The organism is Pseudomonas sp. B23(2017), assembly GCF_002113725.1.
GTDB lineage: Bacteria > Pseudomonadota > Gammaproteobacteria > Pseudomonadales > Pseudomonadaceae > Aquipseudomonas > Aquipseudomonas putida_Z.
In genome coordinates, this window is record NZ_NEJM01000017.1 from 72,263 (window position 1) to 97,142 (window position 24,880).

At 62.9% G+C, this 24,880-nt stretch carries 28 protein-coding genes and 1 tRNA gene; 10 read left to right on the plus strand and 19 right to left on the minus strand.

The features are described 5' to 3' along the window. Positions 1 to 412: 412 nt before the first annotated feature. Complete coding sequence (gene icd / locus CAG46_RS23260) at positions 413 to 1,669, plus strand: NADP-dependent isocitrate dehydrogenase (RefSeq protein ID WP_025339776.1); 1,257 nt, start codon at positions 413 to 415, stop codon at positions 1,667 to 1,669. A 73-nt stretch (positions 1,670 to 1,742) separates the two neighbouring features. Here icd and cspD read toward each other — a convergent pair whose 3' ends face one another. Continuing rightward, the gene (cspD, locus tag CAG46_RS23265) at positions 1,743 to 1,997 is read right to left on the minus strand and encodes a cold shock domain-containing protein CspD (RefSeq protein WP_085614900.1); all 255 of its coding nucleotides are present in this window, start codon (positions 1,995 to 1,997) and stop codon (positions 1,743 to 1,745) included. Between the two features lie 230 nt (positions 1,998 to 2,227). On the opposite strand from cspD, the gene clpS reads away from it, so the two are divergent. Both clpS and clpA read left to right on the plus strand, forming a co-directional pair. Continuing rightward, positions 2,228 to 2,590, plus strand: a complete 363-nt coding sequence (gene clpS, locus CAG46_RS23270; protein WP_013973290.1) for an ATP-dependent Clp protease adapter ClpS — start codon at positions 2,228 to 2,230, stop codon at positions 2,588 to 2,590. A 30-nt stretch (positions 2,591 to 2,620) separates the two neighbouring features. Then, a complete protein-coding gene (gene clpA / locus CAG46_RS23275; protein WP_025339774.1) occupies positions 2,621 to 4,891 on the plus strand; it encodes an ATP-dependent Clp protease ATP-binding subunit ClpA in 2,271 nt (756 codons plus the stop codon). A 165-nt stretch (positions 4,892 to 5,056) separates the two neighbouring features. Here the strand turns inward: clpA and infA are convergent, their stop codons facing one another. The 3 genes from infA to aat all read right to left on the minus strand — a co-directional run bounded on the left by infA (position 5,057) and on the right by aat (position 6,822). Further along, positions 5,057 to 5,275, minus strand: a complete 219-nt coding sequence (infA, locus tag CAG46_RS23280; protein WP_002553999.1) for a translation initiation factor IF-1 — start codon at positions 5,273 to 5,275, stop codon at positions 5,057 to 5,059. A 102-nt stretch (positions 5,276 to 5,377) separates the two neighbouring features. After that, on the minus strand, positions 5,378 to 6,085 hold the full coding sequence (locus CAG46_RS23285; protein ID WP_085614903.1) for an arginyltransferase: 708 nt from the start codon (positions 6,083 to 6,085) through the stop codon (positions 5,378 to 5,380). Between the two features lie 56 nt (positions 6,086 to 6,141). Then, positions 6,142 to 6,822, minus strand: coding sequence for a leucyl/phenylalanyl-tRNA--protein transferase (aat, locus tag CAG46_RS23290; RefSeq protein ID WP_075045644.1), 681 nt, complete (start codon positions 6,820 to 6,822; stop codon positions 6,142 to 6,144). A 386-nt stretch (positions 6,823 to 7,208) separates the two neighbouring features. On the opposite strand from aat, the gene CAG46_RS23295 reads away from it, so the two are divergent. From CAG46_RS23295 to cysG, 6 genes are all read left to right on the plus strand, one after another. Further along, a complete protein-coding gene (locus tag CAG46_RS23295) occupies positions 7,209 to 9,758 on the plus strand; it encodes a DNA translocase FtsK 4TM domain-containing protein (protein WP_371917546.1) in 2,550 nt (849 codons plus the stop codon). Between the two features lie 62 nt (positions 9,759 to 9,820). Then, positions 9,821 to 10,456, plus strand: coding sequence for an outer membrane lipoprotein chaperone LolA (gene lolA / locus CAG46_RS23300; protein ID WP_085614907.1), 636 nt, complete (start codon positions 9,821 to 9,823; stop codon positions 10,454 to 10,456). Between the two features lie 12 nt (positions 10,457 to 10,468). Continuing rightward, positions 10,469 to 11,794, plus strand: a complete 1,326-nt coding sequence (locus CAG46_RS23305; protein WP_013973284.1) for a replication-associated recombination protein A — start codon at positions 10,469 to 10,471, stop codon at positions 11,792 to 11,794. Continuing rightward, positions 11,791 to 12,165 carry a fluoride efflux transporter CrcB gene (gene crcB, locus CAG46_RS23310; protein ID WP_075045642.1) on the plus strand — a complete coding sequence of 125 codons (375 nt, stop codon included), beginning with the start codon at positions 11,791 to 11,793 and terminating at the stop codon, positions 12,163 to 12,165. The genes CAG46_RS23305 and crcB overlap by 4 nt, the downstream gene beginning before the upstream one ends. 30 nt (positions 12,166 to 12,195) lie before the next feature. Then, entirely contained in the window at positions 12,196 to 13,476 is a 1,281-nt protein-coding gene (gene serS / locus CAG46_RS23315; protein WP_025339770.1) for a serine--tRNA ligase, read from the plus strand. Beyond that, positions 13,477 to 14,868 (plus strand): siroheme synthase CysG, encoded by a 1,392-nt coding sequence (cysG, locus tag CAG46_RS23320; protein ID WP_085614909.1) that lies wholly within the window; start codon positions 13,477 to 13,479, stop codon positions 14,866 to 14,868. A 117-nt stretch (positions 14,869 to 14,985) separates the two neighbouring features. Here cysG and CAG46_RS23325 read toward each other — a convergent pair whose 3' ends face one another. The 8 genes from CAG46_RS23325 to CAG46_RS23365 form a co-directional block, all read right to left on the minus strand. Continuing rightward, positions 14,986 to 15,945 (minus strand): glutathione S-transferase family protein, encoded by a 960-nt coding sequence (locus CAG46_RS23325; protein WP_075045641.1) that lies wholly within the window; start codon positions 15,943 to 15,945, stop codon positions 14,986 to 14,988. A 92-nt stretch (positions 15,946 to 16,037) separates the two neighbouring features. Then, positions 16,038 to 17,042, minus strand: a complete 1,005-nt coding sequence (locus CAG46_RS23330) for a glycosyl transferase family protein (RefSeq protein WP_085614912.1) — start codon at positions 17,040 to 17,042, stop codon at positions 16,038 to 16,040. Further along, positions 17,039 to 17,374 (minus strand): TusE/DsrC/DsvC family sulfur relay protein, encoded by a 336-nt coding sequence (locus CAG46_RS23335; RefSeq protein WP_003258880.1) that lies wholly within the window; start codon positions 17,372 to 17,374, stop codon positions 17,039 to 17,041. Before CAG46_RS23335 ends, CAG46_RS23330 begins: the two co-directional genes overlap by 4 nt. Then, positions 17,371 to 17,667: a sulfurtransferase complex subunit TusB gene (tusB, locus tag CAG46_RS23340; RefSeq protein ID WP_085614914.1), complete on the minus strand. Its 297-nt coding sequence runs from the start codon at positions 17,665 to 17,667 to the stop codon at positions 17,371 to 17,373. Before tusB ends, CAG46_RS23335 begins: the two co-directional genes overlap by 4 nt. Then, positions 17,667 to 18,026 (minus strand): sulfurtransferase complex subunit TusC, encoded by a 360-nt coding sequence (gene tusC / locus CAG46_RS23345; protein WP_025339764.1) that lies wholly within the window; start codon positions 18,024 to 18,026, stop codon positions 17,667 to 17,669. Before tusC ends, tusB begins: the two co-directional genes overlap by 1 nt. A 1-nt stretch (position 18,027) precedes the next feature. After that, on the minus strand, positions 18,028 to 18,420 hold the full coding sequence (tusD, locus tag CAG46_RS23350; protein ID WP_061551162.1) for a sulfurtransferase complex subunit TusD: 393 nt from the start codon (positions 18,418 to 18,420) through the stop codon (positions 18,028 to 18,030). A 184-nt stretch (positions 18,421 to 18,604) separates the two neighbouring features. Continuing rightward, positions 18,605 to 19,984: a nucleobase:cation symporter-2 family protein gene (locus CAG46_RS23355; protein WP_013973275.1), complete on the minus strand. Its 1,380-nt coding sequence runs from the start codon at positions 19,982 to 19,984 to the stop codon at positions 18,605 to 18,607. Between the two features lie 293 nt (positions 19,985 to 20,277). Further along, positions 20,278 to 20,949 (minus strand): Bax inhibitor-1/YccA family protein, encoded by a 672-nt coding sequence (locus CAG46_RS23365; protein WP_003251184.1) that lies wholly within the window; start codon positions 20,947 to 20,949, stop codon positions 20,278 to 20,280. 134 nt (positions 20,950 to 21,083) lie between these two features. On the opposite strand from CAG46_RS23365, the gene CAG46_RS23370 reads away from it, so the two are divergent. After that, positions 21,084 to 21,171: transfer RNA gene (locus CAG46_RS23370), tRNA-Ser, on the plus strand. Positions 21,172 to 21,281: 110 nt separating this feature from the next. On the opposite strand, the gene CAG46_RS23375 is transcribed toward CAG46_RS23370, so the two are convergent. The 7 genes from CAG46_RS23375 to CAG46_RS23410 all read right to left on the minus strand — a co-directional run bounded on the left by CAG46_RS23375 (position 21,282) and on the right by CAG46_RS23410 (position 24,772). Continuing rightward, on the minus strand, positions 21,282 to 22,343 hold the full coding sequence (locus CAG46_RS23375) for a tyrosine-type recombinase/integrase (RefSeq protein ID WP_085614916.1): 1,062 nt from the start codon (positions 22,341 to 22,343) through the stop codon (positions 21,282 to 21,284). 1 nt (position 22,344) lies between these two features. Further along, complete coding sequence (locus CAG46_RS23380) at positions 22,345 to 22,590, minus strand: DUF4224 domain-containing protein (RefSeq protein WP_085614919.1); 246 nt, start codon at positions 22,588 to 22,590, stop codon at positions 22,345 to 22,347. Positions 22,591 to 22,629: 39 nt separating this feature from the next. Continuing rightward, positions 22,630 to 22,968: a hypothetical protein gene (locus tag CAG46_RS23385; protein WP_085614921.1), complete on the minus strand. Its 339-nt coding sequence runs from the start codon at positions 22,966 to 22,968 to the stop codon at positions 22,630 to 22,632. Positions 22,969 to 23,018: 50 nt separating this feature from the next. Beyond that, positions 23,019 to 23,213, minus strand: coding sequence for a hypothetical protein (locus CAG46_RS23390; protein ID WP_085614923.1), 195 nt, complete (start codon positions 23,211 to 23,213; stop codon positions 23,019 to 23,021). Beyond that, positions 23,210 to 23,605, minus strand: a complete 396-nt coding sequence (locus CAG46_RS23395; protein ID WP_085614925.1) for a phage protein NinX family protein — start codon at positions 23,603 to 23,605, stop codon at positions 23,210 to 23,212. The genes CAG46_RS23390 and CAG46_RS23395 overlap by 4 nt, the downstream gene beginning before the upstream one ends. A 274-nt stretch (positions 23,606 to 23,879) precedes the next feature. Then, positions 23,880 to 24,131: a hypothetical protein gene (locus CAG46_RS23405; protein WP_024086938.1), complete on the minus strand. Its 252-nt coding sequence runs from the start codon at positions 24,129 to 24,131 to the stop codon at positions 23,880 to 23,882. Then, entirely contained in the window at positions 24,128 to 24,772 is a 645-nt protein-coding gene (locus CAG46_RS23410; protein ID WP_085614929.1) for a hypothetical protein, read from the minus strand. Before CAG46_RS23410 ends, CAG46_RS23405 begins: the two co-directional genes overlap by 4 nt. Positions 24,773 to 24,880 lie beyond the last annotated feature (108 nt).

The window sequence follows — 24,880 nt, forward strand, 5'->3', positions numbered from 1 at the left end:
GTGTGCTGAGCGTGCTCGAGTCTCGTGGTGCGCAGGGTAGGCGCATCGCCCTGGCAACGCCATGAGCGGAAAGTCGAGAGGCTGCGAGCGGTGATGGTGGATGCATCAGTCGAGCGTCAAGTGCTGGGCTGCGGTAACAGTCCAGGCTTCGTGGCCAGGCTTTGTGTCCATTCATGGCCAAGGGCGGTCCGCATTTTTCCAAGGGATCGCCCCGATGACCCTTCGGTCGCGGCGGAGTATACCAAACCATTCGGGCTAATCAGCAAGGCCAAGTGATATCGGCCCATTTATAAGACCAAAGACTAAGCGGCAATGTGGCGGGTTGTCGCATGCCTTGCAGGTCGGCAGATGTGGTTTAGGCTCAGTGGATCGCATGATGTCCAATCACACCCGACAGCGGAGTAGTGCAAGCATGGGATACCAGAAAATCAAGGTTCCGACCGACGGCGCGAAGATCACCGTCAATGCAGACCATTCGCTCAACGTTCCTGACAACCCGATCATTCCTTATATCGAGGGCGACGGGATTGGCGTCGATGTCTCGCCGGTAATGATCAAGGTGGTCGACGCCGCCGTGCAGAAGGCCTACGGCGGCAAGCGCAAGATCGCCTGGATGGAGGTATACGCCGGCGAAAAAGCCACCCAGGTGTACGACCAGGACACCTGGCTGCCCCAGGAAACCCTCGATGCCGTGCGTGATTACGTGGTGTCGATCAAGGGGCCGCTGACCACCCCGGTGGGCGGCGGCATCCGGTCGCTCAACGTGGCCTTGCGCCAGCAACTGGACCTGTACGTGTGCCTGCGCCCGGTGCTGTGGTTCCAGGGCGTGCCCAGCCCGGTGAAAAAACCCGGCGATGTGGACATGGTGATCTTCCGCGAGAACTCCGAGGACATCTATGCCGGCATCGAGTGGAAGGCCGGCTCGCCCGAGGCGAACAAGGTGATCAAGTTCCTCAAGGAGGAAATGGGCGTTACCAAGATCCGCTTCGACCAGGACTGCGGCATTGGCGTCAAGCCGGTGTCGAAGGAAGGCACCAAGCGCCTGGTGCGCAAGGCGCTGCAGTACGTGGTGGACAACGACCGCGAGTCGCTGACCCTGGTGCACAAGGGCAACATCATGAAGTTCACCGAGGGTGCCTTCAAGGACTGGGGCTATGAAGTGGCGCGCGACGAGTTCGGGGCCGAGCTGCTCGATGGTGGCCCATGGATGAAGTTCAAGAACCCCAAGAGCGGCCGCGAGGTCATCGTCAAGGACGCCATCGCCGACGCCATGCTGCAGCAGATCCTGCTGCGCCCGGCCGAGTACGACGTGATCGCCACCCTCAACCTCAACGGTGACTACCTGTCCGATGCCCTGGCGGCGGAAGTGGGCGGTATCGGCATTGCGCCGGGTGCCAACCTGTCCGACACCGTGGCCATGTTCGAGGCCACCCACGGCACCGCGCCCAAGTATGCCGGGCAGGACAAGGTCAACCCGGGTTCGGTGATCCTGTCGGCGGAGATGATGCTGCGGCACATGGGCTGGACCGAGGCGGCGGACCTGATCATCAAGGGTACCAATGGCGCGATTGCTGCCAAGACCGTGACCTATGACTTCGAACGCCTGATGGACGGCGCCAGGCTGGTGAGCAGTTCAGGCTTTGGCGATGAAATGATCAAGCATATGTAAGGCAACGGAAAACCGGCCGCTTCCAGTCAGGAGGCGGCCGGTTTTTTCGTGTACCGGCAGGCGGCGCGGCAGTTCAGGCGTCGGCAGTGCTGCTGGTTTGCGGAGCCCTGGCGGCCGCGGCGGCAGTGGCGCTGCTGATATTCACCGCGTGCAGGCCTTTGGGGCCCTGGACGATGTCGAAGCTCACGGCCTGGCCGGCCTTGAGCGTCTTGTACCCGTCCATCTGGATGGCTGAATAATGAGCGAACAAGTCGTCAGTCTTGCCCTCTTCATTGATGAATCCGTAGCCCTTGGCATTGTTGAACCACTTGACTTTACCGCTTGCCATCCCTATGTCCCTCTGCAAAGGACTCCATCACTGGAGTATCATCCACTTCATCCGCATACGAACCATGCGAAAAATCTGGTTGACTGCGCGGATCTTTATCGACCACGGTGGGTTCCTATTGGTTGTAACACCGTTTTGCCGATAGTCAAGGTCGCCCGGCGCCTGCGCTGGCCGTGCCCTTCGCAGTCAACCCACAACCTTAACCTGTCGCTCATGATGAAATTCTTTCCATGCATGCACCTAGTGAGATTCGACTAACATTCAATCAGGATCGCCCGCAATCGAATGAGGACGACGGCTCGGGTCTTGCAGTTCAGGAAGCCAAGCCGATCCTGCAGGCGCCACCGATGTACAAGGTGGTTTTGTTCAACGATGACTACACGCCGATGGATTTCGTCGTCGAAGTGCTCGAGACGTTCTTCAATCTGAACCGCGAGCTGGCGACCAAGATCATGCTGACCGTCCATACCGAAGGGCGGGCAGTGTGCGGATTGTTTACCCGTGACATCGCCGAAACAAAGGCTATGCAGGTCAACCAATACGCCAGGGAAAGCCAGCATCCGCTACTCTGTGAAATCGAGAAGGACGGTTAATCGCCGACCACTTGGGTATGAGGTGAAGCTATGTTAAACCGCGAGCTCGAAGTCACCCTCAATCTTGCCTTCAAGGAGGCTCGTTCGAAGCGTCATGAGTTCATGACCGTCGAACATCTGCTGCTGGCACTCCTTGACAATGAGGCTGCCGCGACCGTTCTGCGCGCCTGTGGCGCCAATCTCGACAAACTCAAGCACGACCTGCAAGAGTTCATCGATTCCACCACACCCCTGATCCCGGTCAACGATGAAGATCGCGAAACCCAGCCGACCCTGGGCTTCCAGCGTGTACTGCAGCGTGCCGTGTTCCACGTGCAAAGCTCCGGCAAGCGTGAAGTCACTGGCGCCAACGTGCTGGTGGCGATCTTCAGCGAACAGGAAAGCCAGGCCGTGTTCCTGCTCAAGCAGCAGAGCGTGGCCCGCATCGACGTGGTCAACTACATCGCCCATGGCATCTCCAAGGTGCCGGGCCATGGTCCGCATTCCGAAAACGACCAGGAAATGCAGGATGAAGAGGGCGGCGATACCGCCTCTTCGAGCAACCCGCTGGATGCCTATGCCAGCAACCTGAACGAACTGGCCCGTGCCGGCCGTATCGACCCGCTGGTAGGCCGCGAGCAGGAAGTTGAACGCGTGGCGCAAATCCTTGCCCGTCGGCGCAAGAACAACCCGTTGCTGGTGGGTGAGGCAGGCGTGGGCAAGACCGCCATCGCCGAAGGCTTGGCCAAGCGCATCGTCGATGGCCAGGTGCCCGATTTGCTGGCGCAGAGCGTGGTGTATTCCCTCGACCTCGGCGCACTGCTGGCGGGTACCAAATACCGTGGCGATTTCGAGAAGCGCTTCAAGGCGCTGCTAGGCGAGCTGCGCAAGCGCCCGCAGGCGATCCTGTTCATCGACGAAATCCACACCATCATTGGTGCCGGTGCGGCGTCGGGCGGGGTGATGGATGCGTCCAACCTGCTCAAACCACTGCTGTCGTCCGGTGAGATCCGTTGCATCGGTTCGACCACCTTCCAGGAATTCCGCGGCATCTTCGAGAAGGACCGTGCCCTGGCGCGGCGCTTCCAGAAGGTCGATGTCAGCGAGCCGTCGGTCGAAGACACCGTGGGCATCCTGCGTGGCCTGAAAGGGCGCTTCGAAAGCCACCACAACATCGAGTACAGCGACGAAGCCTTGCGCGCCGCTGCTGAACTGGCCTCGCGCTACATCAATGACCGGCACATGCCGGACAAGGCCATCGACGTGATCGACGAAGCCGGTGCCTACCAGCGCCTGCAGCCGGAGGCCAACCGCGTCAAGCGCATCGACGTGCCGCAGGTCGAAGACATCGTCGCCAAGATCGCGCGGATTCCGCCGAAGCACGTCACCAGTTCCGACAAGGAACTGCTGCGCAACCTCGAGCGTGACCTGAAGCTGACCGTATTTGGTCAGGACCAGGCGATCGATTCGCTGGCCACCGCCATCAAGCTGTCCCGCGCCGGCCTCAAGTCGCCGGACAAGCCTGTCGGTTCGTTCCTGTTCGCCGGCCCGACCGGCGTCGGCAAGACCGAAGCAGCACGGCAGCTGGCCAAGGCGCTGGGCGTGGAACTGGTGCGCTTCGACATGTCCGAGTACATGGAGCGCCACACCGTGTCGCGCCTGATCGGTGCGCCTCCTGGCTATGTTGGCTTCGACCAGGGTGGTTTGCTGACCGAGGCGATCACCAAGCAACCGCACTGCGTATTGCTGCTCGACGAAATCGAGAAGGCTCACCCGGAAGTCTTCAACCTGCTGCTGCAGGTGATGGACCACGGCACCCTGACCGACAACAACGGGCGCAAGGCCGACTTCCGCAACGTGATCCTGATCATGACCACCAACGCTGGCGCAGAAACCGCCGCGCGGGCCTCGATCGGCTTTACTCATCAGGACCATGCGTCCGATGCCATGGAAGTCATCCGCAAGAGCTTCACGCCGGAGTTCCGCAACCGCCTGGACACCATCATCCAGTTTGGTCGCCTGAGCCACGAGACGATCAAGAGCATCGTCGACAAGTTCCTTATCGAACTGCAGGCGCAGCTGGAAGACAAACGAGTGTTGCTGGAAGTCAGCGATGATGCACGCGGCTGGCTGGCGGCCTCGGGCTACGACGTGCAGATGGGGGCGCGGCCGATGGCGCGGCTGATTCAGGACAAGATCAAGCGGCCGCTGGCCGAAGAGATCCTGTTTGGCGAACTGGCCGAGCATGGTGGCGTGGTGCACGTCGACCTGCGCGATGGCGAACTGGTGTTCGACTTCGAGACCACGGCTGAGGTTGCTTGATAGATGGGGCCGCTTTGCGGCCCTTCGCGGGCACGCCCGCTCCCACAGGGGGATAGTTATTACCTGTGGGAGCGGGCGTGCCCGCGAAGGGCTGCAAAGCAGCCCCTGCAATCCTGAAGGCGCAAAAAAGCCCGGCACATGGCCGGGCTTTTTCATGGCTTGAGCTTAGCGCGCACGGTAGGTGATGCGGCCCTTGCTCAGGTCGTAGGGCGTCAGTTCGACGCGGACCTTGTCGCCAGTGAGAATACGGATGTAGTTCTTGCGCATCTTTCCGGAGATGTGCGCGGTTACGACGTGCCCGTTTTCCAACTCCACGCGGAACATGGTGTTGGGCAGGGTGTCGACGACAGTACCTTCCATTTCGAAGCTGTCTTCTTTCGACATGCAGTAGAGCCCTCGGATCCAGTGTTGGCCCGACGCATAACCGCACCGGGCAAAAAAGTGGCGTGGATTATGCCCGAAAACTGTGTGTCAAGCCAATGCCTTTCAGTTGAGGGTGACCCAGCGCTGATTTATCAACAGTTCGATAGGCCGATACTGCGTCTTGTAGTTCATTTTCTTGCAGTTCTTGATCCAGTAACCCAGGTAAACCGCCTCCAGGTCCTGGCGCAGGGCTTCGGTGATCTGCCAGAGGATGGCGAAGCGGCCCAGGCTGCGGCGTTCTTCGTCCGGCTCGTAGAAGGTGTACACCGCTGACAGGCCGTTGGGCAGCAGGTCGCACACCGCTACCGCCATCAAGCGGCCTTTCAGGCGGAACTCGTAGAACCAGCAGAACGGCAGGTCTCGCACCAGGAAGGTGGAGAACTGGTCGCGGCTGGGCGGGTACATGTCACCGTCGGCGTGGCGCGTTTCGATATAGCGCCGGTACAGCTCGAAGTACTCTTCCTTGAACGCCGGGCGCGCGGCGGTCACGGTCAGGTCGGCGTTGCGCTTGAGGATGCGCCGTTGCTGGCGGTTGGGGATGAAGCGCGCCGCCGGGATGCGTGCCGGCACGCAGGCATTGCAGTTCTGGCAATGCGGGCGGTACAGGTGGTCGCCACTGCGGCGGAAGCCCATTTCCGACAAATCGGCGTACACGTGCACGTCCATCGGCTGGCTGGGGTCGAGGAACAGTGTGGTTGCCTGTTCGTCGGGCAGGTAGCTGCAGGAGTGGGGCTGAGTGGCATAGAACTTCAACCGCGCCAACTCTGTCATGATCAACCCCCTCGGTGAGACTTTGCTTTAAGTGTAAGCCAGCTATGAGAACTCGCCTAGGGAAGCCATGTGGCGCTGTTGGGCTGGTCGAGGTGGCGTGCCAGGTAGCCGGCGAACTCGGCGCGGCTGATGGCGTGGGCGCCCAGGCTGTGCAGGTGGTTGGTCGGCATCTGGCAGTCGATGAGGACGAAGCCGGCCTGGCGCAGGTGGTTGACCAGGGTCACGAAGCCGACCTTGGAGGCATTGTCGGCGCGGCTGAACATCGATTCGCCGAAGAACAGCTGGCCCATGGCCAGGCCGTACAGGCCGCCGACCAGCTCGCCATCCTGGCGCACCTCCACCGAATGGGCGATGCCGCGCCGGTGCAGCTCGCAGTAGGCGGCGCGCATGGTGTCGGTGATCCAGGTACCGTCGGCGTAGTCGCGTGGCGCGGCGCAGGCGGCGATCACCGCCGGGAAGTCGGTGTCGAAGCTGACCTGATAACGACCCTGGCGCATCAGCTTGGCCAGCGAGCGCGACACGTGCAGCTGGTCCGGGAGCAGCACCGTGCGCGGGTCGGGTGACCACCAGAGGATCGGCTGGCCGTCCTGGTACCACGGGAAGCAGCCATGGCGATAGGCCTGCACCAGGCGCTCGGGGCTCAGGTCGCCGCCGGCAGCGAGCAGGCCGTTGGGGTCGTGCAGGGCCTTTTCCAGGGGCGGGAAGGTCAGCGAGTCGCGGGTCAGCCAGGTGAGCATGGTCTATCGTGCGGTGGGGGAGGGGAGAGGGCAGCATGGCGCGGGCGAAAAGCAGGGTCAATCTCTTTGGCTTCTTCGCGGGCGCGCCCGCTCCCACAGGCCATGTGCAGGCTCTGAAGCCTGCGGGGGTAACTGTGGGAGCGGGCAAGCCCGCGAAGAGGCGGGCACAGGCGATGAAAATAGGCAATTTCCTACACATTCATGAGACAGCAGGCACCATCCGCTACATTTGCTGTCACACCTGTGCAAAAACACAGCATAAGCCTTTGTCACAAAAGAAAATGCATGCTCAAATTGCAGTTATATGAAAGTCGCCCCCGGCCATACCCCCATCTGGCGTGCCGCCATGGCGGCTGGCGGGCAGTAATGTTAAAAGTAGTGGTTCATTGGCCGCACCGTCGGCCGATCACTATTGGACGCGCAGCACGCGCAGGAATAGACGCGTTTTGAAGAAATCCACCGCAACTCCAGCTCCCTTGCCCGTCCCCCTGTGGCGGCAGCAGCTGCATTATCGCCTCAAGGAAGGTGCGTTGATCGCTGTCGGCGCCCTGTGCCTGTACCTGTGGATGGCGCTGCTGACCTACGATACGTCGGACCCGGGCTTCAGCCACACCAGCAACGTCGACCAGGTGCAGAACGCCGCCGGGCGTGCTGGTGCCTACTTCGCCGACATCCTGTTCATGGTGCTGGGGTACTTCGCCTACATCTTCCCGCTGCTGCTGGCGATAAAGACCTGGCAGATCTTCCGCGAACGCCACCAGCCCTGGGACTGGAGCGGCTGGCTGTTCTCCTGGCGGCTGATCGGCCTGGTGTTCCTGGTGCTGTCTGGTGCGGCGCTGGCGCATATCCATTTCCACCCGCCTGCGAGCATGCCGTTCTCCGCCGGTGGCGCACTGGGCGAGAGCCTGGGCGACCTGGCGCGCAACCTGCTGAACGTGCAGGGCAGCACGCTGATGTTCATTGCCCTGTTCCTGTTCGGCCTGACCGTGTTCACCGACCTGTCGTGGTTCAAGGTGATGGACCTGACCGGCAAGATCACCCTCGACCTGTTCGAGCTGGTGCAGGGCGCCGCCAACCGTTGGTGGGAAGCACGCAACGAACGCAAGCGCCTGGAGGCGCAGCTGCGCGAGGATGAACCGGTGGTCAAGGCCGCGCCAATGGCCGCCGACAAGCGCGAACCGGCCAAGCCGGCGCTGCGCGAGCGCATCTTCAAGCGTGAAGAAGCACCTGCCCAGCCGGTCGAGCCACGTGAGCCAACCCTGTCGCGCGAGCCTGTGGTGCCACGCGAGTCGCTGGCACCACGTGAGCCGGTAATCTCCCGCGAACAAACTGCCGCGGCCCCTATGATCGTGCCGCCGACACCCGCCAGGGCGCCGGAGCCGAGCAAGCGGGTGATGAAGGAGAAGCAGGCGCCGCTGTTCGTCGACAGCGCGGTGGAAGGCACCTTGCCGTCGATCTCCATCCTCGACCCGGCCGAACAGAAGAAGATCGAGTACTCGCCGGAATCTCTGGCCGGTGTCGGCCAGCTGCTGGAAATCAAACTCAAGGAATTCGGCGTGGAAGTGGCGGTGGACTCGATCCACCCTGGCCCGGTGATTACCCGTTACGAAATTCAGCCGGCCGCCGGCGTGAAGGTCAGCCGTATCGCCAACCTGGCCAAGGACTTGGCGCGTTCGCTGGCAGTGACCAGTGTGCGTGTGGTCGAGGTCATCCCCGGCAAGACCACCGTGGGTATCGAGATCCCCAACGAGAACCGGCAGATGGTGCGTTTCTCCGAAGTGCTGGCCACACCGCAGTACGACGAGCAGAAGTCGCCGGTCACCCTGGCCCTGGGCCACGACATCGGCGGCAAGCCGGTGATCACCGACCTGGCCAAGATGCCGCACCTGCTGGTGGCCGGTACTACCGGTTCCGGTAAGTCGGTGGGTGTGAACGCGATGATCCTGTCGATCCTGTTCAAATCCAGCCCGGAAGACGCGCGGCTGATCATGATCGACCCGAAAATGCTCGAACTGTCGATCTACGAGGGCATCCCGCACCTGCTGTGCCCGGTGGTCACCGACATGAAGGACGCCGCCAACGCCCTACGCTGGAGCGTGGCCGAGATGGAGCGGCGCTACAAGCTGATGGCGGCCATGGGCGTGCGTAACCTGGCCGGCTTCAACCGCAAGATCAAGGACGCCCAGGAAGCCGGCGAAATCATCCATGACCCGCTGTACCGCCGCGAGAGCATGGACGATGAGCCGCCTGCGCTGAAAACCCTGCCGACCATCGTGGTGGTGGTCGACGAATTCGCCGACATGATGATGATCGTCGGCAAGAAGGTCGAAGAGCTGATCGCCCGTATCGCCCAGAAGGCACGTGCGGCCGGTATCCACCTGATCCTCGCTACCCAGCGCCCGTCGGTGGACGTGATTACCGGCCTGATCAAGGCCAACATCCCGACCCGCATGGCGTTCCAGGTGTCGAGCAAGATCGACTCGCGGACCATCATCGACCAGGGTGGTGCCGAACAGCTGCTGGGCCACGGTGACATGCTGTACATGCCGCCGGGCACCAGCCTGCCGATTCGTGTGCACGGCGCGTTCGTCTCCGACGACGAGGTGCACCGCGTGGTGGAAGCGTGGAAGCTGCGCGGCGCCCCGGACTACAACGACGACATCCTCAACGGCGTCGAGGAGGCCGGCAGCGGCTTCGAAGGCGGCGGCGGTGGTGGCGATGGCGAAGATTCGGAAAGCGACGCCCTGTATGATGAGGCCGTGCAGTTCGTGCTGGAAAGCCGCCGCGCGTCCATCTCGGCCGTGCAGCGCAAACTGAAGATCGGCTACAACCGCGCCGCCCGCATGATCGAAGCCATGGAAATGGCCGGCGTGGTCACCCCCATGAACAGCAACGGCTCGCGGGAAGTGATAGCCCCGGGCGGCCCGCGCGACTGACGAACACCTTGCCGGGCGCCAACGGTGGCGCCCGGCCTTTTCAATGCTCGATGAGGACTCCCATGCGCGCGATTCGCATGCTGTTGGTTTCTGCCCTGGCCGCGGCTTCTGTGTCGGCCACCGTATCGGCTTTTGCCGGTGAGCAAGACGTACAACGCCTGACCCAATTGCTGGAAAAGTCGCAGACCATCGAGGCCAACTTTTCCCAGCTGACCCTGGACGCCGGCGGCACCAGCCTGCAGGAAACCTCCGGCAAGATGACCGTCAAACGCCCGGGCCTGTTCTACTGGCACACCGATGCGCCGCAGGAGCAGGTGGTGGTATCCGACGGCGAGAACGTCACCCTGTGGGACCCGGACCTGGAGCAGGCCACCATCAAGAAGCTTGACCAGCGCCTGAACCAGACCCCGGCGCTGCTGCTGTCCGGTGACGTGTCGAAGATCAGCCAGAGCTTCGACATCAGCTCGAAGGAGCAGGGCGAAGTGATGGACTTCACCCTCAAGCCGAAGACCAAGGACACCCTGTTCGACTCGCTGCGTGTGTCGTTCCGCAAGGGCCTGATCAACGACATGCAGCTGATCGACAGCGTCGGCCAGCGCACCAACATCCTGTTCAATGGCGTGAAAGCCAACCAGGCGGTGCCGGACAGCAAGTTCAAGTTCGACATCCCCAAAGGCGCGGACGTCATCAAGGAGTAACCAGAGCTCGCCATGGACCTGTTTCGAAGCGAACCCGTCGCCCAGCCCCTGGCCGCTCGCCTGCGCCCGTCCAACCTGGACGAGTACGTCGGCCAGGAGCACCTGCTGGCGCGCGGCAAACCGCTGCGCGAGGCGCTGGAGCAGGGTGCGCTGCACTCGATGATCTTCTGGGGGCCGCCAGGGGTGGGCAAGACCACCCTCGCGCGGCTGCTGGCGCAGTTCTGCGACGCGCACTTCGAAACGGTGTCGGCGGTACTGGCCGGGGTGAAGGAGATTCGCCAGGCGGTCGAAGTGGCCAAGCAGCAGGCTGGCCAGTACGGCCGCCGTACCATCCTGTTCGTCGACGAAGTGCACCGCTTCAACAAGTCGCAGCAGGATGCCTTCCTGCCCTATGTGGAAGACGGCACCCTGCTGTTCATTGGCGCCACCACCGAAAACCCGTCGTTCGAGCTGAACAACGCATTGCTGTCGCGGGCGCGGGTGTATGTGCTCAAGAGCCTGGACGAGGCGGCGCTGCGCAAGCTGGTCAACCGCGCGCTGACTGAAGAACGCGGCCTGGGCAAGCGCAACCTGCGGGTTGGTGACGACGCCTTCAAGATGCTGATGGCCGCCGCCGATGGTGATGGCCGGCGCATGCTCAACTTCCTGGAAAACGCCTCGGACCTGGCTGAAGACGGCAGCGAGATCGACGTCGAGATGCTGCAGAGCCTGCTCGGCGACAGCCGCCGCCGCTTCGACAAGGGTGGCGAGGCGTTCTACGACCAGATTTCCGCACTGCACAAGTCGGTGCGCGGCTCCAACCCCGATGGTGCCCTGTACTGGTTCGCGCGCATGCTCGACGGCGGCTGCGACCCGCTGTACATCGCCCGCCGCGTGGTGCGCATGGCCAGCGAGGACATCGGCAACGCCGACCCGCGCGCGCTCAGCCTGTGCCTGGCGGCCTGGGATGTGCAAGAGCGTCTGGGCAGCCCCGAGGGCGAACTGGCGGTGGCCCAGGCCATCACCTACCTCGCCTGCGCACCGAAGAGCAACGCGGTGTACATGGGCTTCAAGACCGCCCTGCGCGAGGCCGCCGAGCACGGTTCGCTGGAAGTGCCGCTGCACCTGCGCAACGCCCCGACCAAGCTGATGAAGCAACTGGGCTATGGCGACGAGTACCGCTATGCCCACGATGAACCCGACGCCTATGCTGCCGGCGAAGACTACTTCCCCGAGGAGCTCGAGCCGCGCCAGTACTACCAGCCGGTGCCTCGTGGCCTGGAACTGAAGATTGGCGAGAAGCTGCGCCACTTGGCCGACCTTGACCGCAACAGCCCCCGCCAGCGGAGAAAACCGTGATTGCACTGATTGCCGCCGTCAGCGCTGGCGGTATTGCCGGTACCTTGTTGCGCTTCGCTACCACCAACTGGGTGGCTGCCCACTGGCCACGGCACTTCTATCTCGGTACGCTGGCGGTCAACCTGATTGGCTGCCTGCTGATCGGCCTGCTCTATGGCCTGTTCCTGCACAAGCCGATCGTGCCGGTCGAGCTGCGCGCCGGGCTGATCGTCGGCTTCCTCGGTGGCCTGACGACTTTTTCCTCCTTTTCGCTGGATACCGTACGCCTGCTGGAAAGCGGGCAAGTGCCGCTGGCTCTGGGCTATACCGGTATCAGCGTGGTGGGCGGGCTGCTCGCGACCTGGGCCGGCCTGTCCCTGACCCGATTCTGAACCAACACCTACACATAACGAGAGAACGATATGCTCGATTCCAAACTGTTACGCGGCCAACTTCAGGAAGTGGCGGATCGCCTGGCCTCCCGTGGCTTCAGCCTGGATGTCGCGCGCATCGAATCACTGGAAGAGCGCCGCAAGGCTGTGCAGACCCGCACCGAGCAGCTGCAGGCCGAGCGTAACGCCCGTTCCAAGTCCATCGGCCAGGCCAAGGCCAAGGGCGAAGACATTGCGCCGCTGATGGCCGACGTCGAGCGCATGGCCAACGAACTGGCTGCCGGCAAGACCGAGCTGGACGGCATCCAGGCTGAACTGGATGGCATCCTGCTGACCATCCCCAACCTGCCGGACGCCAGCGTACCGGTCGGTGCCAGCGAAGACGACAACGTCGAAGTGCGCCGTTGGGGCACGCCGAAGGCTTTCGACTTCGAAATCAAGGACCACGTCGCCCTTGGCGAAGTCAGCGGTGGCCTGGACTTCGAAGCCGCCGCCAAGCTGTCTGGCGCACGTTTTGCCGTGCTGCGCGGCCCGATCGCCCGCCTGCACCGCGCCCTGGCGCAGTTCATGATCAACCTGCACACCGGCGAGCACGGCTACGAGGAGCACTACACCCCGTACCTGGTCCAGGCCCCGGCCCTGCAGGGCACCGGTCAGCTGCCGAAGTTCGAGGAGGACCTGTTCAAGATCAGCCGCGAAGGCGAGGCCGACTTCTACCTGATCCCGACCGCCGAAGTGTCGCTGACCAACCTGGTGGCCGGTGAAATCCTCGACGCCAAGCAGCTGCCACTGAAACTGGTTGCCCACACCCCGTGCTTCCGCAGCGAAGCCGGTGCTTCCGGCCGTGACACCCGCGGCATGATCCGCCAGCACCAGTTCGACAAGGTCGAGATGGTGCAGGTGGTCGAGCCGTCCAAGTCGATGGAAGCCCTGGAAGGCCTGACTGCCAACGCCGAGCGCGTGCTGCAGCTGCTGGAGCTGCCGTACCGCGTGCTGGCCCTGTGCACCGGCGACATGGGCTTTGGTGCGGTGAAGACCTACGACCTGGAAGTGTGGGTACCAAGCCAGGACAAGTACCGCGAAATCAGCTCGTGCTCCAACTGCGGTGACTTCCAGGCGCGCCGCATGCAGGCCCGCTGGCGCAACCCGGAAACCGGCAAGCCAGAGCTGGTGCACACCCTCAACGGCTCCGGCCTGGCCGTAGGCCGTACCCTGGTTGCCGTGCTGGAAAACTACCAGCAGGCCGACGGTTCGATCCGTGTGCCGGAAGTGCTGAAGCCTTACATGGGCGGCGTCGAGGTTATCCGCTAAATGGATTACCTGCCGCTGTTCCACAAGCTGCAGGGCGGCCGCGTGCTGGTCGTTGGCGGCGGTGAGATCGCCTTGCGCAAGGCGCGCCTGCTGGCCGATGCCGGCGCCGCGCTGCGCGTGGTGGCACCGGATGTCGACGGCCAGTTGGCCGCGCTGGCCCGGGAAGGTGGCGGCGAGGTGCTGGTGCGCGGCTATCAGGCAGCCGACCTGGTCGGTTGCCGGCTGGTGATCGCGGCCACCGACGACCCCGGGCTCAATGCCCAGGTGTCGGCGGATGCGCAGGCCCTCAGCCTGCCGGTCAACGTGGTGGATGCGCCGGCCCTGTGCACGGTGATCTTCCCGGCGATCGTCGACCGTTCGCCGTTGGTGGTTGCGGTGTCCAGTGGCGGTGATGCCCCGGTGCTGGCGCGGTTGATTCGCGCCAAGCTGGAGGCCTGGATCCCGTCCGCGTACGGCGAACTGGCCGGCCTGGCCGCACGCTTCCGCGACAAGGTCAAGGCCTTGTACCCGGACGTCAACCAGCGCCGTGGCTTCTGGGAAACCGTGTTTCAGGGGCAGATTGCCGAGCGCCAGCTGGCCGGGCAGGGCGCCGAGGCCGAGCGCCTGTTGCAGGCGATGGTCGACGGTGCACCGGTGCAGCAGGGCGGTGAGGTGTACCTGGTGGGGGCGGGCCCGGGCGATCCGGACTTGCTGACCTTCCGTGCCTTGCGCCTGATGCAGCAGGCCGATGTGGTGCTGTACGACCGCCTGGTGGCACCGGCGATCATCGAGATGTGCCGCCGCGATGCCGAGCGTATCTACGTGGGCAAGCGTCGCGCCGACCATGCCGTGCCTCAGGACCAGATCAACCGCCTGCTGGTCGACCTGGCCCGGCAGGGCAAGCGTGTGCTGCGCCTGAAGGGCGGCGACCCGTTCATCTTCGGCCGGGGCGGCGAAGAGATCGAAGAACTGGCCGAGCATGGCATCCCGTTCCAGGTGGTGCCGGGCATTACCGCGGCCAGTGGGTGTTCCGCCTATGGTGGGATTCCGCTGACTCACCGCGACTATGCCCAGTCAGTACGTTTCGTGACCGGGCACCTGAAGGATGGCACCAGCAACCTGCCTTGGCATGACCTGGTGGCGCCGGCGCAGACCCTGGTGTTCTACATGGGCTTGGTGGGCTTGCCGACCATCTGCGCCGAGCTGATTCGCCATGGCCGCGCGGCCAGTACCCCGGCGGCGCTGGTGCAGCAGGGGACTACGCGTAATCAGCGGGTGTTCACCGGCACCTTGGCGGACTTGCCGGACCTGGTGGCCCAGCATGAAGTGCATGCGCCGACCCTGGTGATTGTCGGGGAAGTGGTGCAGTTGCGTGACAAGCTGGCCTGGTTCGAAGGTTCGCAGATCAGTTGAAATCGTTGGGGCCGCTTTGCGGCCCATCGCGACACAAGGCCGCTCCTACAGGAAACAGCGACCCCCTGTAGGAGCGGCCTTGTGTCGCAATGGGGCTGCAGAGCAGCCCCTGCAATCTCAAGCCTGCCAAATCCCCTTGCCTGCCAACCGCTCCCGATCATGGGGCAGGTTGAAGTCTTGCAGCGGCCCCTTGGGCACGATCCCGTTCGGGTTGATGGTCTTGTGGCTCATGTAGTAGTGCTTCTGGATATGCTCCATGTCCACTGTGCCCGCCACCCCCGGCCACTGGTACAGTTCACGCAGCCAGTTCGACAGGTTGTGATAATCGCTCAGGCGGCGCAGGTTGCACTTGAAGTGCCCGTGGTACACCGCATCGAAGCGCACCAGGGTGGTGAACAGGCGCACATCGGCCTCGGTCAGGTATTCCCCGGCCAGGTAGCGGTTGCGGCTCAGCAAGTCTTCCAGGTAGTCCAGTTCGTTGAACACTTCGTCAAACGCAGCCTCGTAGGCTTCCTGCGTAGTGGCAAAGCCTGCGCGATACACGCCGTTGTTCACCGCCGGGTAGATGCGTTCGTTCAGCGCCTCGATGGTCGGGCGCAGCGGCTCTGGGTACAGGTCCAGTGTATTGCCGGTCAGTTCGTTGAACGCGCTGTTGAAGATGCGGATGATCTCCGACGACTCGTTGTTGACGATGCGTTTCTCTTTCTTGTCCCACAGCACCGGTACAGTCACGCGGCCAGTGTAGTGCGGGTCATCCTGGGTGTAGCGCTGGTGCAGGTACTGCAGCGCGTCGAGGTGGTCGCCGCTGGAACCTTGCTGCTGGTCGAAAGACCAGCCATGGTCCTGCATCAGCCAGCTGACCACCGACACGTCGATCAACGGCTCCAGGCCCTTGAGGGCACGGAAGATCAGGGTGCGGTGTGCCCATGGGCAGGCCAGCGAGACGTACAGGTGGTAACGGCCAGCTTCGGGAGCGGGCAGCTGATTGCGGCGTTGGGCGTTTTCGCGTTTGAACGTGCCGTCCTTGCCGTTTTCATACCACTGGTCATGCCAGCGGCCGTCGATCAAAAGGCCCATGGTGAGCTCCTCGGAACAAAGTTGTTTGTCGTTGGAGCCCAGTCTAGGGGAAAACGTTCGAATAACTAGCGCAAAGACTGCACTCTTACTATCTAGTTATTCGATTGGTTGCGTGCGCCCCAGTAACCACGTGCCGTGGCGAAAGCCTGCTCCCGGTCCTGGCCCAGGCCGCGCAGGGCCAGGGCGATGGTCGCGACCACAGCCATTTCACCGTAGCTGTCCTCGGCCTCGCCGCGCCAGACCGCCAGCAATTGCTCGGGCTGCAGGCTTGGCGGCTTCACGTGGCGGCGTTCGCTCAGCGCTGGCCATTCCTCGTCCCAGGCTTCGCCGGCGGTGGTGCCGTACAGATGGCTGATGACATCGGGGTTGACCTCGATCTCGCCGCCATCACCCTTGATTACCACGGCATGGTCGCCCAGCAGGCGGCTGGCCTCGCGGTGCACCGCCTGGTAACCGGGGTGGAAGATGCTCTGCAGGCCACAACGCGCAGCCAGCGGGTTGAGCACCCGAGCCAGCGAGTGGATGGGCGAACGCAGGCCCAGGGTGTTGCGCAGATCGATCATGCGCTGCAACTGCGGCGCCCAGTCCTGCAGCGGGAAGAAGGCCAGGCGCTGCTGGTCCAGGGCCCGGCTGACCGCAGCCCAGTCACGGCACAGTGGAATTTCCAGCAGGGACAGCAGTTGCTCGGTGTACATGCGCCCGGCGGTATGCGCACCGCCACCGTGCATCAGGATGCGCACGCCATTGTTGGCCAGGCATTTGGCAGCCAGCAGGTACCAGGGCAGGTGGCGCTTCTTGCCAGCGTAGGTGGGCCAGTCCAGGTCAACGGCGATGCGCGGCGCCTGCAAGTGGGCGCGCAGGGCCTCGGTGAAGCCGGCCAGTTCTTCGGCGCTTTCTTCCTTGTGCCGCAGCAGCATGAGAAAGGCACCGAGCTGGGCATCTTCGACCTTGCCTTCCAGCAGCAGGGTCATGGCAGTGCGGGCTTCTTCACGGGTCAGGCCACGCGCGCCGCGCTTGCCTTTGCCAAGAATGCGCACGAACTCGGCGAACGGGTGTTCGGCGGGGGTTTCCAGGGTAAGCGGGCGAGGTTCTGTCATATGCAGTTGGTCGGCTTGGGCAGGCCCGCCAGCTTGGCGGCCAGTTTGGCGGGAGTGCCGTTGAACAGGCGGTTGAGGTGCGGGCTGTTGCCCTTGTCCGGGCCCAGTTTGAGGGCCGTGTACTTGATCAGCGGGCGCGTGGCCGGGGACAGCTGGAATTCCTGGTAGAACTGGCGCAGCAGTTCGAGGATTTCCCAGTGGTCCGCCGTCAACGGGATGCCCTCGCGCGCGGCCAAAGCCTCGGCGGCGGCATGCGACCAGTCTTGCAGGTCGACCAGGAAGCCGTCCTTGTCCAGGGCGATCGCCTGATCGCCAACGTTGAGGGTATTCATAGCCAGCTGTTGACCTTGTCGTAATGCAGCGACAGTTCGACGAACCCGGCGTAGTCCACGGCCTTGGCCAGCTCGTTGCCGACCGCGCGGGCCTGCACGTCTTCTTCCAGGGCGAACAGGCGCTGGGCCAGGCCGGCGGCTTGCAGCTGTTGGTGCGGTTCGCTGCCGCTGCGCAGGGCATATACAGCATCGCCGCACAGCAGCAGGGCGTCGTCGGTGCCGAGCAGGCGCAGGCAGCTGGCCAGGCGCTCGTCGCCAAACGGGGAGTGGGCAATTACATGCAGGGTCGTCATCAGAGCGTTACCACTTGGTCGAAACGGGCGATCAGTGCGGTCAGGGCCGCGTCGTCCAGCACTTGCACCGGCAGCGTCAGAGTGTCGGCTGCCAGGCCGCGGCGAGTGAGGCTGTGGCTGCAGGCGAACAGTTCCTCGACGCCGAACATTGGCAGCGCCTGCAAGTTGGCGGCCAGGTTCTTCTGTTGCACGGCGGTGGGCTGCTGGTCCGCAGCGAGCTGGAACACGCCGTCATCGAGGAACAGCATGCCCAGCGGCAGATCGAACGCGCCGCCAGCCAGGGCGATGTCCAGTGCTTCACGGGCCGATGGGCCGTTCCACGGCGCCTGGCGGCTGATGATCAACAAGGATTTGGCCATTTCAGTCGCCTCCGAAGCAGACAAGGCGATCGGCAACTTGCGCCGCCTCATGCAGCTGGCCAAGCCCCGACAGCTCCCAAGGCTTGGGCAGGTTCACGGCCGGGCGCTGGTAGCGGTTGGCCTCGGCCTCGTCGAGCACGCCACGGCGCAGGGCGGCGGCGATGCACACCACTGCGTCCAGCTGGTGGGCTGCAATGAACTCGCGCCATTGGCTGGCAACATCCAGCTCGTCCTGGGGGGCGACCACGTTGGCCGAGGCACTGTGAACCCCGTCCTGGTAGAAGAACAGCCGGGCAATTTCATGCCCGCCGGCCAGCACCGCCTCGGCGTAGCGCAGGGCGCGCCGCGAGGAGGGCGCATGGGCCGGGGAGAACACCGCGATAGCGAATTTCATGGATAACTCATGCAAAAGGAATGGTGCCATGATAAAGCAAAAAAGCCCGCGCCCGCTTGTGCATGGCGGGGCGGGCTTTCTGTCTTGCACCAATCTTCAGGTCTACGCGGCCTCGTGTAGGAGCGGCCTTGCGTCGCGATGGGCTGCAAAGCAGCCCCATGGCCCTGACAGAAGGACTCCAGGCTCAAGCCTGTTCCTTGCTCTCCGGCAAGAACCAGTTCAACACCAGGGCACAGATACCCCCGGTAGCCACGCCCGACTCCAGCACATTGCGAATCGCCGCCGGCATGTGCGCCAGGAACTCCGGCACCTGCGCCACACCCAGGCCCAGGGCCAGGGATACAGCGATGATCAGCAGGGCGCGACGGTCCAGGCGAGTGCTGGCCAGGATATTGATCCCCGAAGCCGCAACCGCCCCGAACATGACCATGGCCGCACCACCCAGCACCGGTTCCGGCACCGCCTGGATCACCCCGGCAACGCTCGGGAACAGCCCCAGCAGCACCAGCATCACGGCAATCCACATACCGATATGGCGGCTGGCGATCCCGGTCAGCTGAATCACGCCATTGTTCTGGGCAAAGATCGAGCTCGGGAAGGTGTTGAACAAGCCGGCCAGCAGCGAGTTGGCCCCGTTCACCAGTACACCGCCCTTGATCCGCTGCATCCACACCGGCCCTTCGACCGGCTGGCGCGACACCTTGCTGGTGGCGGTGACGTCACCGATGGCTTCCAGCGAAGTTACCAGGTAGATCACCAGCATCGGGATGAACAGTGCCCAGGAGAAGCCCAGGCCGAAGTGCAGCGGCGTCGGCACTTGGAACAGCGCGGCTTCGTGCATGCCGGTGAAATCCAGGCGGCCCAGGTAACCGGCCAGCGCATAGCCGACCGCCAGGGCGATAACGATGGCGCAGCTGCGCATCCACACTACCGGAATGCGGTTGAGGATGACGATGATCGCCAGCACCACGCCCGACAGCAGCAGGTTCTCGCCATTGGCGAAGGTGCCATTGGCCATGGCGCCGAAGCCACCACCCATGCTGATCAGGCCGACCTTGATCAGGGTCAGGCCGATCATCAGCACCACGATGCCGGTGACCAGCGGGGTAATCAGGCGTTTGACGAAGGGCAGGATGCGCGACACGCCCATCTCGACGAACGAGCCGGCGATTACCACGCCAAAGATGGCCGCCATCACGCCTTCCACCGGCGTACCTTGCTTGACCATCAGCGCCCCGCCGGCAATCAGCGGGCCGACGAAGTTGAAGCTGGTGCCCTGGACGATCAGCAGCCCGGCACCGAACGGCCCGAAGCGCTTGCACTGGACGAAGGTGGCGATACCCGAGATGACCAGCGACATGGAGACGATCAGGTTGGTATCACGTGCGGAAACCCCCAGCGCCTGGCAAATCAGCAGGCCAGGGGTGACGATCGGCACGATGATCGCCAGCAGGTGCTGCAGTGCTGCCAGCAGGCCGATCAACAGCCGTGGCTTGTCCTCAAGACCAAGCACCAGTTCATTGGCAGGCGCCGCCGCGCCTGGGCTGTGTTCGTGTGAGCTCATTGCGAAAAGCTGCCCCGGAAGAAAAAAGGAGCGCATTCTACGGGGTGATGGCGAATTGGGGTAGAGAAAAGCACGATGGCGGCATGATCGACGACCATTTGCCTGATTATCTGACTTTATGGTCAATTATTGGTGCTGTTTGTTCAAGCCTGAAACCTGCGCGGACCCTGTGGGAGCGGGTTCACCCGCGAAGAAACCAACGCGGTGCCTGGCACCGGCTGCGCCGGTGTTCGCGGGTGAACCCGCTCCCACAAAAAAGCCCGCCGAAGCGGGCTTTCTCTTGCAGCAATCAATCAGTCATCCCGACCCATGATGCCAAACAGCTGCAGCAGGCTGACAAACAGGTTGTAGATCGACACATACAGGCTGATGGTCGCCATGATGTAGTTACGCTCGCCACCGTGAATGATCGCGCTGGTCTGGAACAGGATGCAGACCGACGAGAACAGCACGAAGCCAGCGCTGATCGCCAGTTGCAGGCCGCTGATCTGGAAGAAGAAGCTGGCCACGACAGCACCCAGCAGGACAAAGAAGCCCGCAGTGATGAAGCCGCTGAGGAAGCTCATGTCCTTGCGGGTAATCAGCACATAAGCCGACAGGCCGCCGAACACCAGGGCAGTCATGGCAAATGCCGAGCTGACCACCTCGGCGCCACCGGCCATGCCCAGGTAGCGGTTGAGGATAGGGCCGAGGATAAAGCCCATGAAGCCGGTGAGGGCGAAGGTGGACACCAGGCCCCAGGCCGAATCACGCAGCTTGTTGGTAAGGAAGAACAGCCCGTAGAAGCCGATCAGCACCACGAACACGTTCGGGTAGCCGACGCGCATCTGCTGGGCCACGAAGGCCATGACACCGCTGAAGGCGAGGGTGAGCGCCAGCAGACTATAAGTGTTGCGCAGGACCTTGCTGATCTCCTGCTGCTCGACCTGCTGGCCGTGGTGTACGGCGTAATCCTGTTCGCGCATGGCGACACTCCTTGGTAAACCTGTGGTTTTCAGACGTTCAGATGCTAGGAGTCTATCAGAGCTCCCGCAACCCGCGACACAGAGAGTTTGACAGCTTGTTTCATTACGGTATTATGGCGGCCGCAAAACGAACTGGAAGCGTGGCCGAGTGGTTTAAGGCAACGGTCTTGAAAACCGTCGATGGGCAACTATCCTAGAGTTCGAATCTCTACGCTTCCGCCACATTCAAAGCCCTGATTATTCAGGGCTTTTTGCGTTTTTAGGGCATAGAAAAACTACCCATGGGAACACCCTTGGGAATGGTTTATTTCGGAAGCGCTTCCGATACTTTCTTACTTGGTCGGTTTCGCCAGGGCCCCAACTCGGCGATATACCCGCTCGGTAATGTCGCCCTTGGTGTGGCCCAGCAGCAGGCTGGCGTGCTCGACATCGACGATCTCGGATGCTGCTTTCGGGCGGATGTCACGGAACTGGAATTGGCTAATACGGCCAGCCAGCACTTGGTCGCCGGCGGCTACCGCTGCTTTCACTGCTTCCTCCCGGGCATCGTCCCAGCGATGGCGAAGCATGGCGGCCGTGACGCGTTTTCCTGACTCGGTCAGCAAGAGATACGGCGAACCATGCGGCGCGTTCCGCTCCAATATCTTCCGGATCAATGCGCCCAGGCCGCTTTCGACTCCATCCACCTCAAGCATGATCCTCAGCTTCTTGTGGGTCTTTTTCTGCTTAACGCCGAGGGCCTTATCCTCGATGTCATCCCTTCTCATCACCAGCACGTCCGCCGGACGCTGGCCCGTCAAATACGCCAAGTCCATGGCGTCCTTCAACTCACCGACCGCTTTCGCGTAAACAGCGCTCCAGATCGCATCATTCGCATAGAAGTCCCGCGGCACCTCTTTGTTCTTGCGAACGCCCTGGCAGGGATTCTCTTTGGTGGTGAGCCCCCATTCCCGCGCCATGTTGTACACGTGGGAGAGCAGGGCGATTTCCCTGTTTGCGCGTACCGGCGCCGAGCGTGCATCACGGTACTGGGCGACAAGGGCAGGTGTAATGGCTTCGATGGGGGCCTTGTCGAAGAACGGTCGTAGCTGTCGAAGCTCCGCCAGATTGTCCTTCTGCGTGCGCTCGCCTTTCTTGGGGATGATGTCTCGCTCGTAGCGATCAAAGATCGCTCCCATTAGCAGCAAGTCACGCGGCTTTTCTCGAGCTTCCAGTTCTGCCCATTTCATCCTGGCCAGGCTGAGGTCCGTGCCCAGGGGAATTTCCTTACCGTCCTTGTCGCGATAGTAGTAGCTGATCCACGCCTTGTTCGGGTTTTTCTTGCTCTTGCTGGTGCGCTTGCGCCGGTACACGCCCGGCGGCAAATCCCTGTTCTCTGTGCTGCGGGGGCGCATATCACCTCACCTTTGAAAAATCTGGCGTCCAAGCTGGTACGGGTGGCGGGGGCGGCGGTGCCAGCGGCACCACCTCAAGGGTTACGCCCAATTTCATGCGGGCATATTGGCGGCCCACCAGGGGCCGACCGCCGCGGCTTTCTACGAAGTGCCAGCCGCGCTCGTTGAGCCAGCGGCGCTGCCAGCCCCTGGCCTTGTAGCCGGTCAGGTCGGCCAGCTCTTCGTCCGAAAGGATCTCGGTTTCCATGGGATGGTCTCCACTCCGCCGGTGGCGGCAGATTCGTGGTCAGGGTTTGGCAATTGGCGTCCAGCCGCCTGGCCGGTGCGTCTCGTGGTAGCTGTCAACGCCGCGATGCCGTCCGTGGCTGATCCGGCAGACCTTGCACATGCGCGAGTCGCCGAAGTCGCCGTACTTGACCGGCGAGAACGATGACCACCTATGGCCGAAGTGCTTGCAGATCAGCCAGCGGCCGGCGATCACGATTGCATTCCAGGCGCGCGGGCGGTCATGGTGAAAAGCCAGGTGAATGTGGTTCAGGCGCATACCCATCCGCCACCGCAGTGGTCGGTGCTTGTCGCCTTTGCGAAGCGGCTCGGTGATGAACTTTCCAATTTGTTTGAGCACAGGTCATCCTCGCCCGCGCATGTCGGCGGGCTTGAGTAGTTGGGGGAGGGTTATGGCTTCGGGTAGCCGTCGGCGATGCGGTCAGCGATGTCTTCGAGCTTTTCGGCCATCGCGTACATGTCGTTGTTGTCTCGCCGCGAAACGACACCGGACCTGGTGACATTGCGACCGCCGATGATCCAGGCGGCCAGCAGAATGAGCGCGGATTCCAGTTGCCGCCTTAGCCAGCCTGTATGCGGGATCACGGCATCAGCTCCTTCGGCACCTGAACGGTATCGCCGAGCTTGTGGTTAACGAGGCCCCGGCAGAACGCGATCAGGGCCGTGGGGCCGTAGCACCAGACTCCTGCGCCGGCAGGGCCACCGGCGTAACACAGATCGGCAGGCAGCCCGGGAATGTGCTGAGTGGTGCCGCTGTGCTTGTCGATCAGCAGGCCACCCTGTCCCCAGTTGGTGGATGGGCGCCAACCGAAGCCATCTGCAGCGCCACGGATGCTTATGCTGCAAGGCAAGCCGCCTGGGTGCCACACGGTTGTTCGGCATTCCGGATCGATGGTGAACCCTTCGGCCATTGCCACAGCCCAGTCCAGCGGAGCGCCGGCCAGGTTGGATACCCTCACTTCGATCAGGTCGGTCATGGCTGTACCTGCGCCGGGTAGGGCGGTTGGGTTGAGATGGACAACGAGCCGATCAGTGGAAGCCGCGCCCAAGCACCAAAGTGGCCGTGGCCGACGAAGTACTTGGTACCTGCCGCCATGGATGGCCCGAAGGCCGGAAGGCACAGCGCTTTCTTTGGCTTACGCCACCAGATCGCCCACCGCCAGTAGCCGCACTTCAGCCCCCAGCTCAAGATCACAGCTTGGTCTTTCGCGCCGTAGCACCATTGCAGTCCGATAAGAATTCTTCCAATTTTCACAGCTGATACCTCTCATCAATCCAGCGCCCAGGCGCCAGTGCGGGTGTAGGTTCGGGTTGTGTTTCGTGCGGGGAGAGCTGGCGCTCGTTGCCGGCCTGCAGCTGGCTGTCGGGGATGCAGCTGATGCCCACCCCATTCAGCAGGTAGCAGGTCACGCCGCGCTGGCTGTCGTGCTGCACGTCGATGACGTTCTCGGTTGCGCTGGCGCCGGTGGCCAGCAGCAGGAGGCAGAGGGCGAGGCGGGTCATGGTGTCACCCGCTTGAACTCGACGACCCAGACCCATGGGTTGGATGACCAAGACTCTTCGCCGTTGATGCTCTCCCACAGCGCCTCGAAGGCATCCCGAGCGGTATGGTCGTGCATTGGGACGCCGGCGGCAGCCTCTTTGAAGGTATGCCATTTGCAGCCTTCCAGTGCCTGGCAGCCCTCAGCCACGGCCTGAGCCTCCGTGATGGCCTGTAAGAGCTCTACCCGAACGCTGGTGATCTCCAACAGAATGCGGGAAGCGGCACGTGGCATGTGGATGCTCGGCTTCCAACGCTCATCGCCGTAGAAGCGCCCGCCGCCCATGGCTGCTGGGAACCGCCCATCTGCCCTGTAGAAGTACACACCTTCGTCGCCGCCTGGATTAGAGCGGCTGAAAGTTTCGCGCACCCAGAGACGTTCGCCTGGTTGGCCGTAAGGGCAGTTGGCTGAGAGACTGTGTCCTTGCACAGCCGGGATGCTGGTCATTCCCTCGCCCCAGCCGGCACCGTAAACCTGCCATAAACCATCCCTCAGGACGGGCTGAACCTTCATCACCCGGCGGGTGACCGTCTTTGCACTTTCCAGGATGGCGCGGACCATCGGCCCGCTGAACAGGATCGGGCGTTCCTTTGCTTGAGACATAGCTTCGCCTTGGCCGCCATATCGCGGCAGTGAATAGAGGGGAGAGCGCTATAGGCAGGAGTACGGCTGTACTCCTTTGATTACAGAGTTGTGCAGCCGACCGAAAAT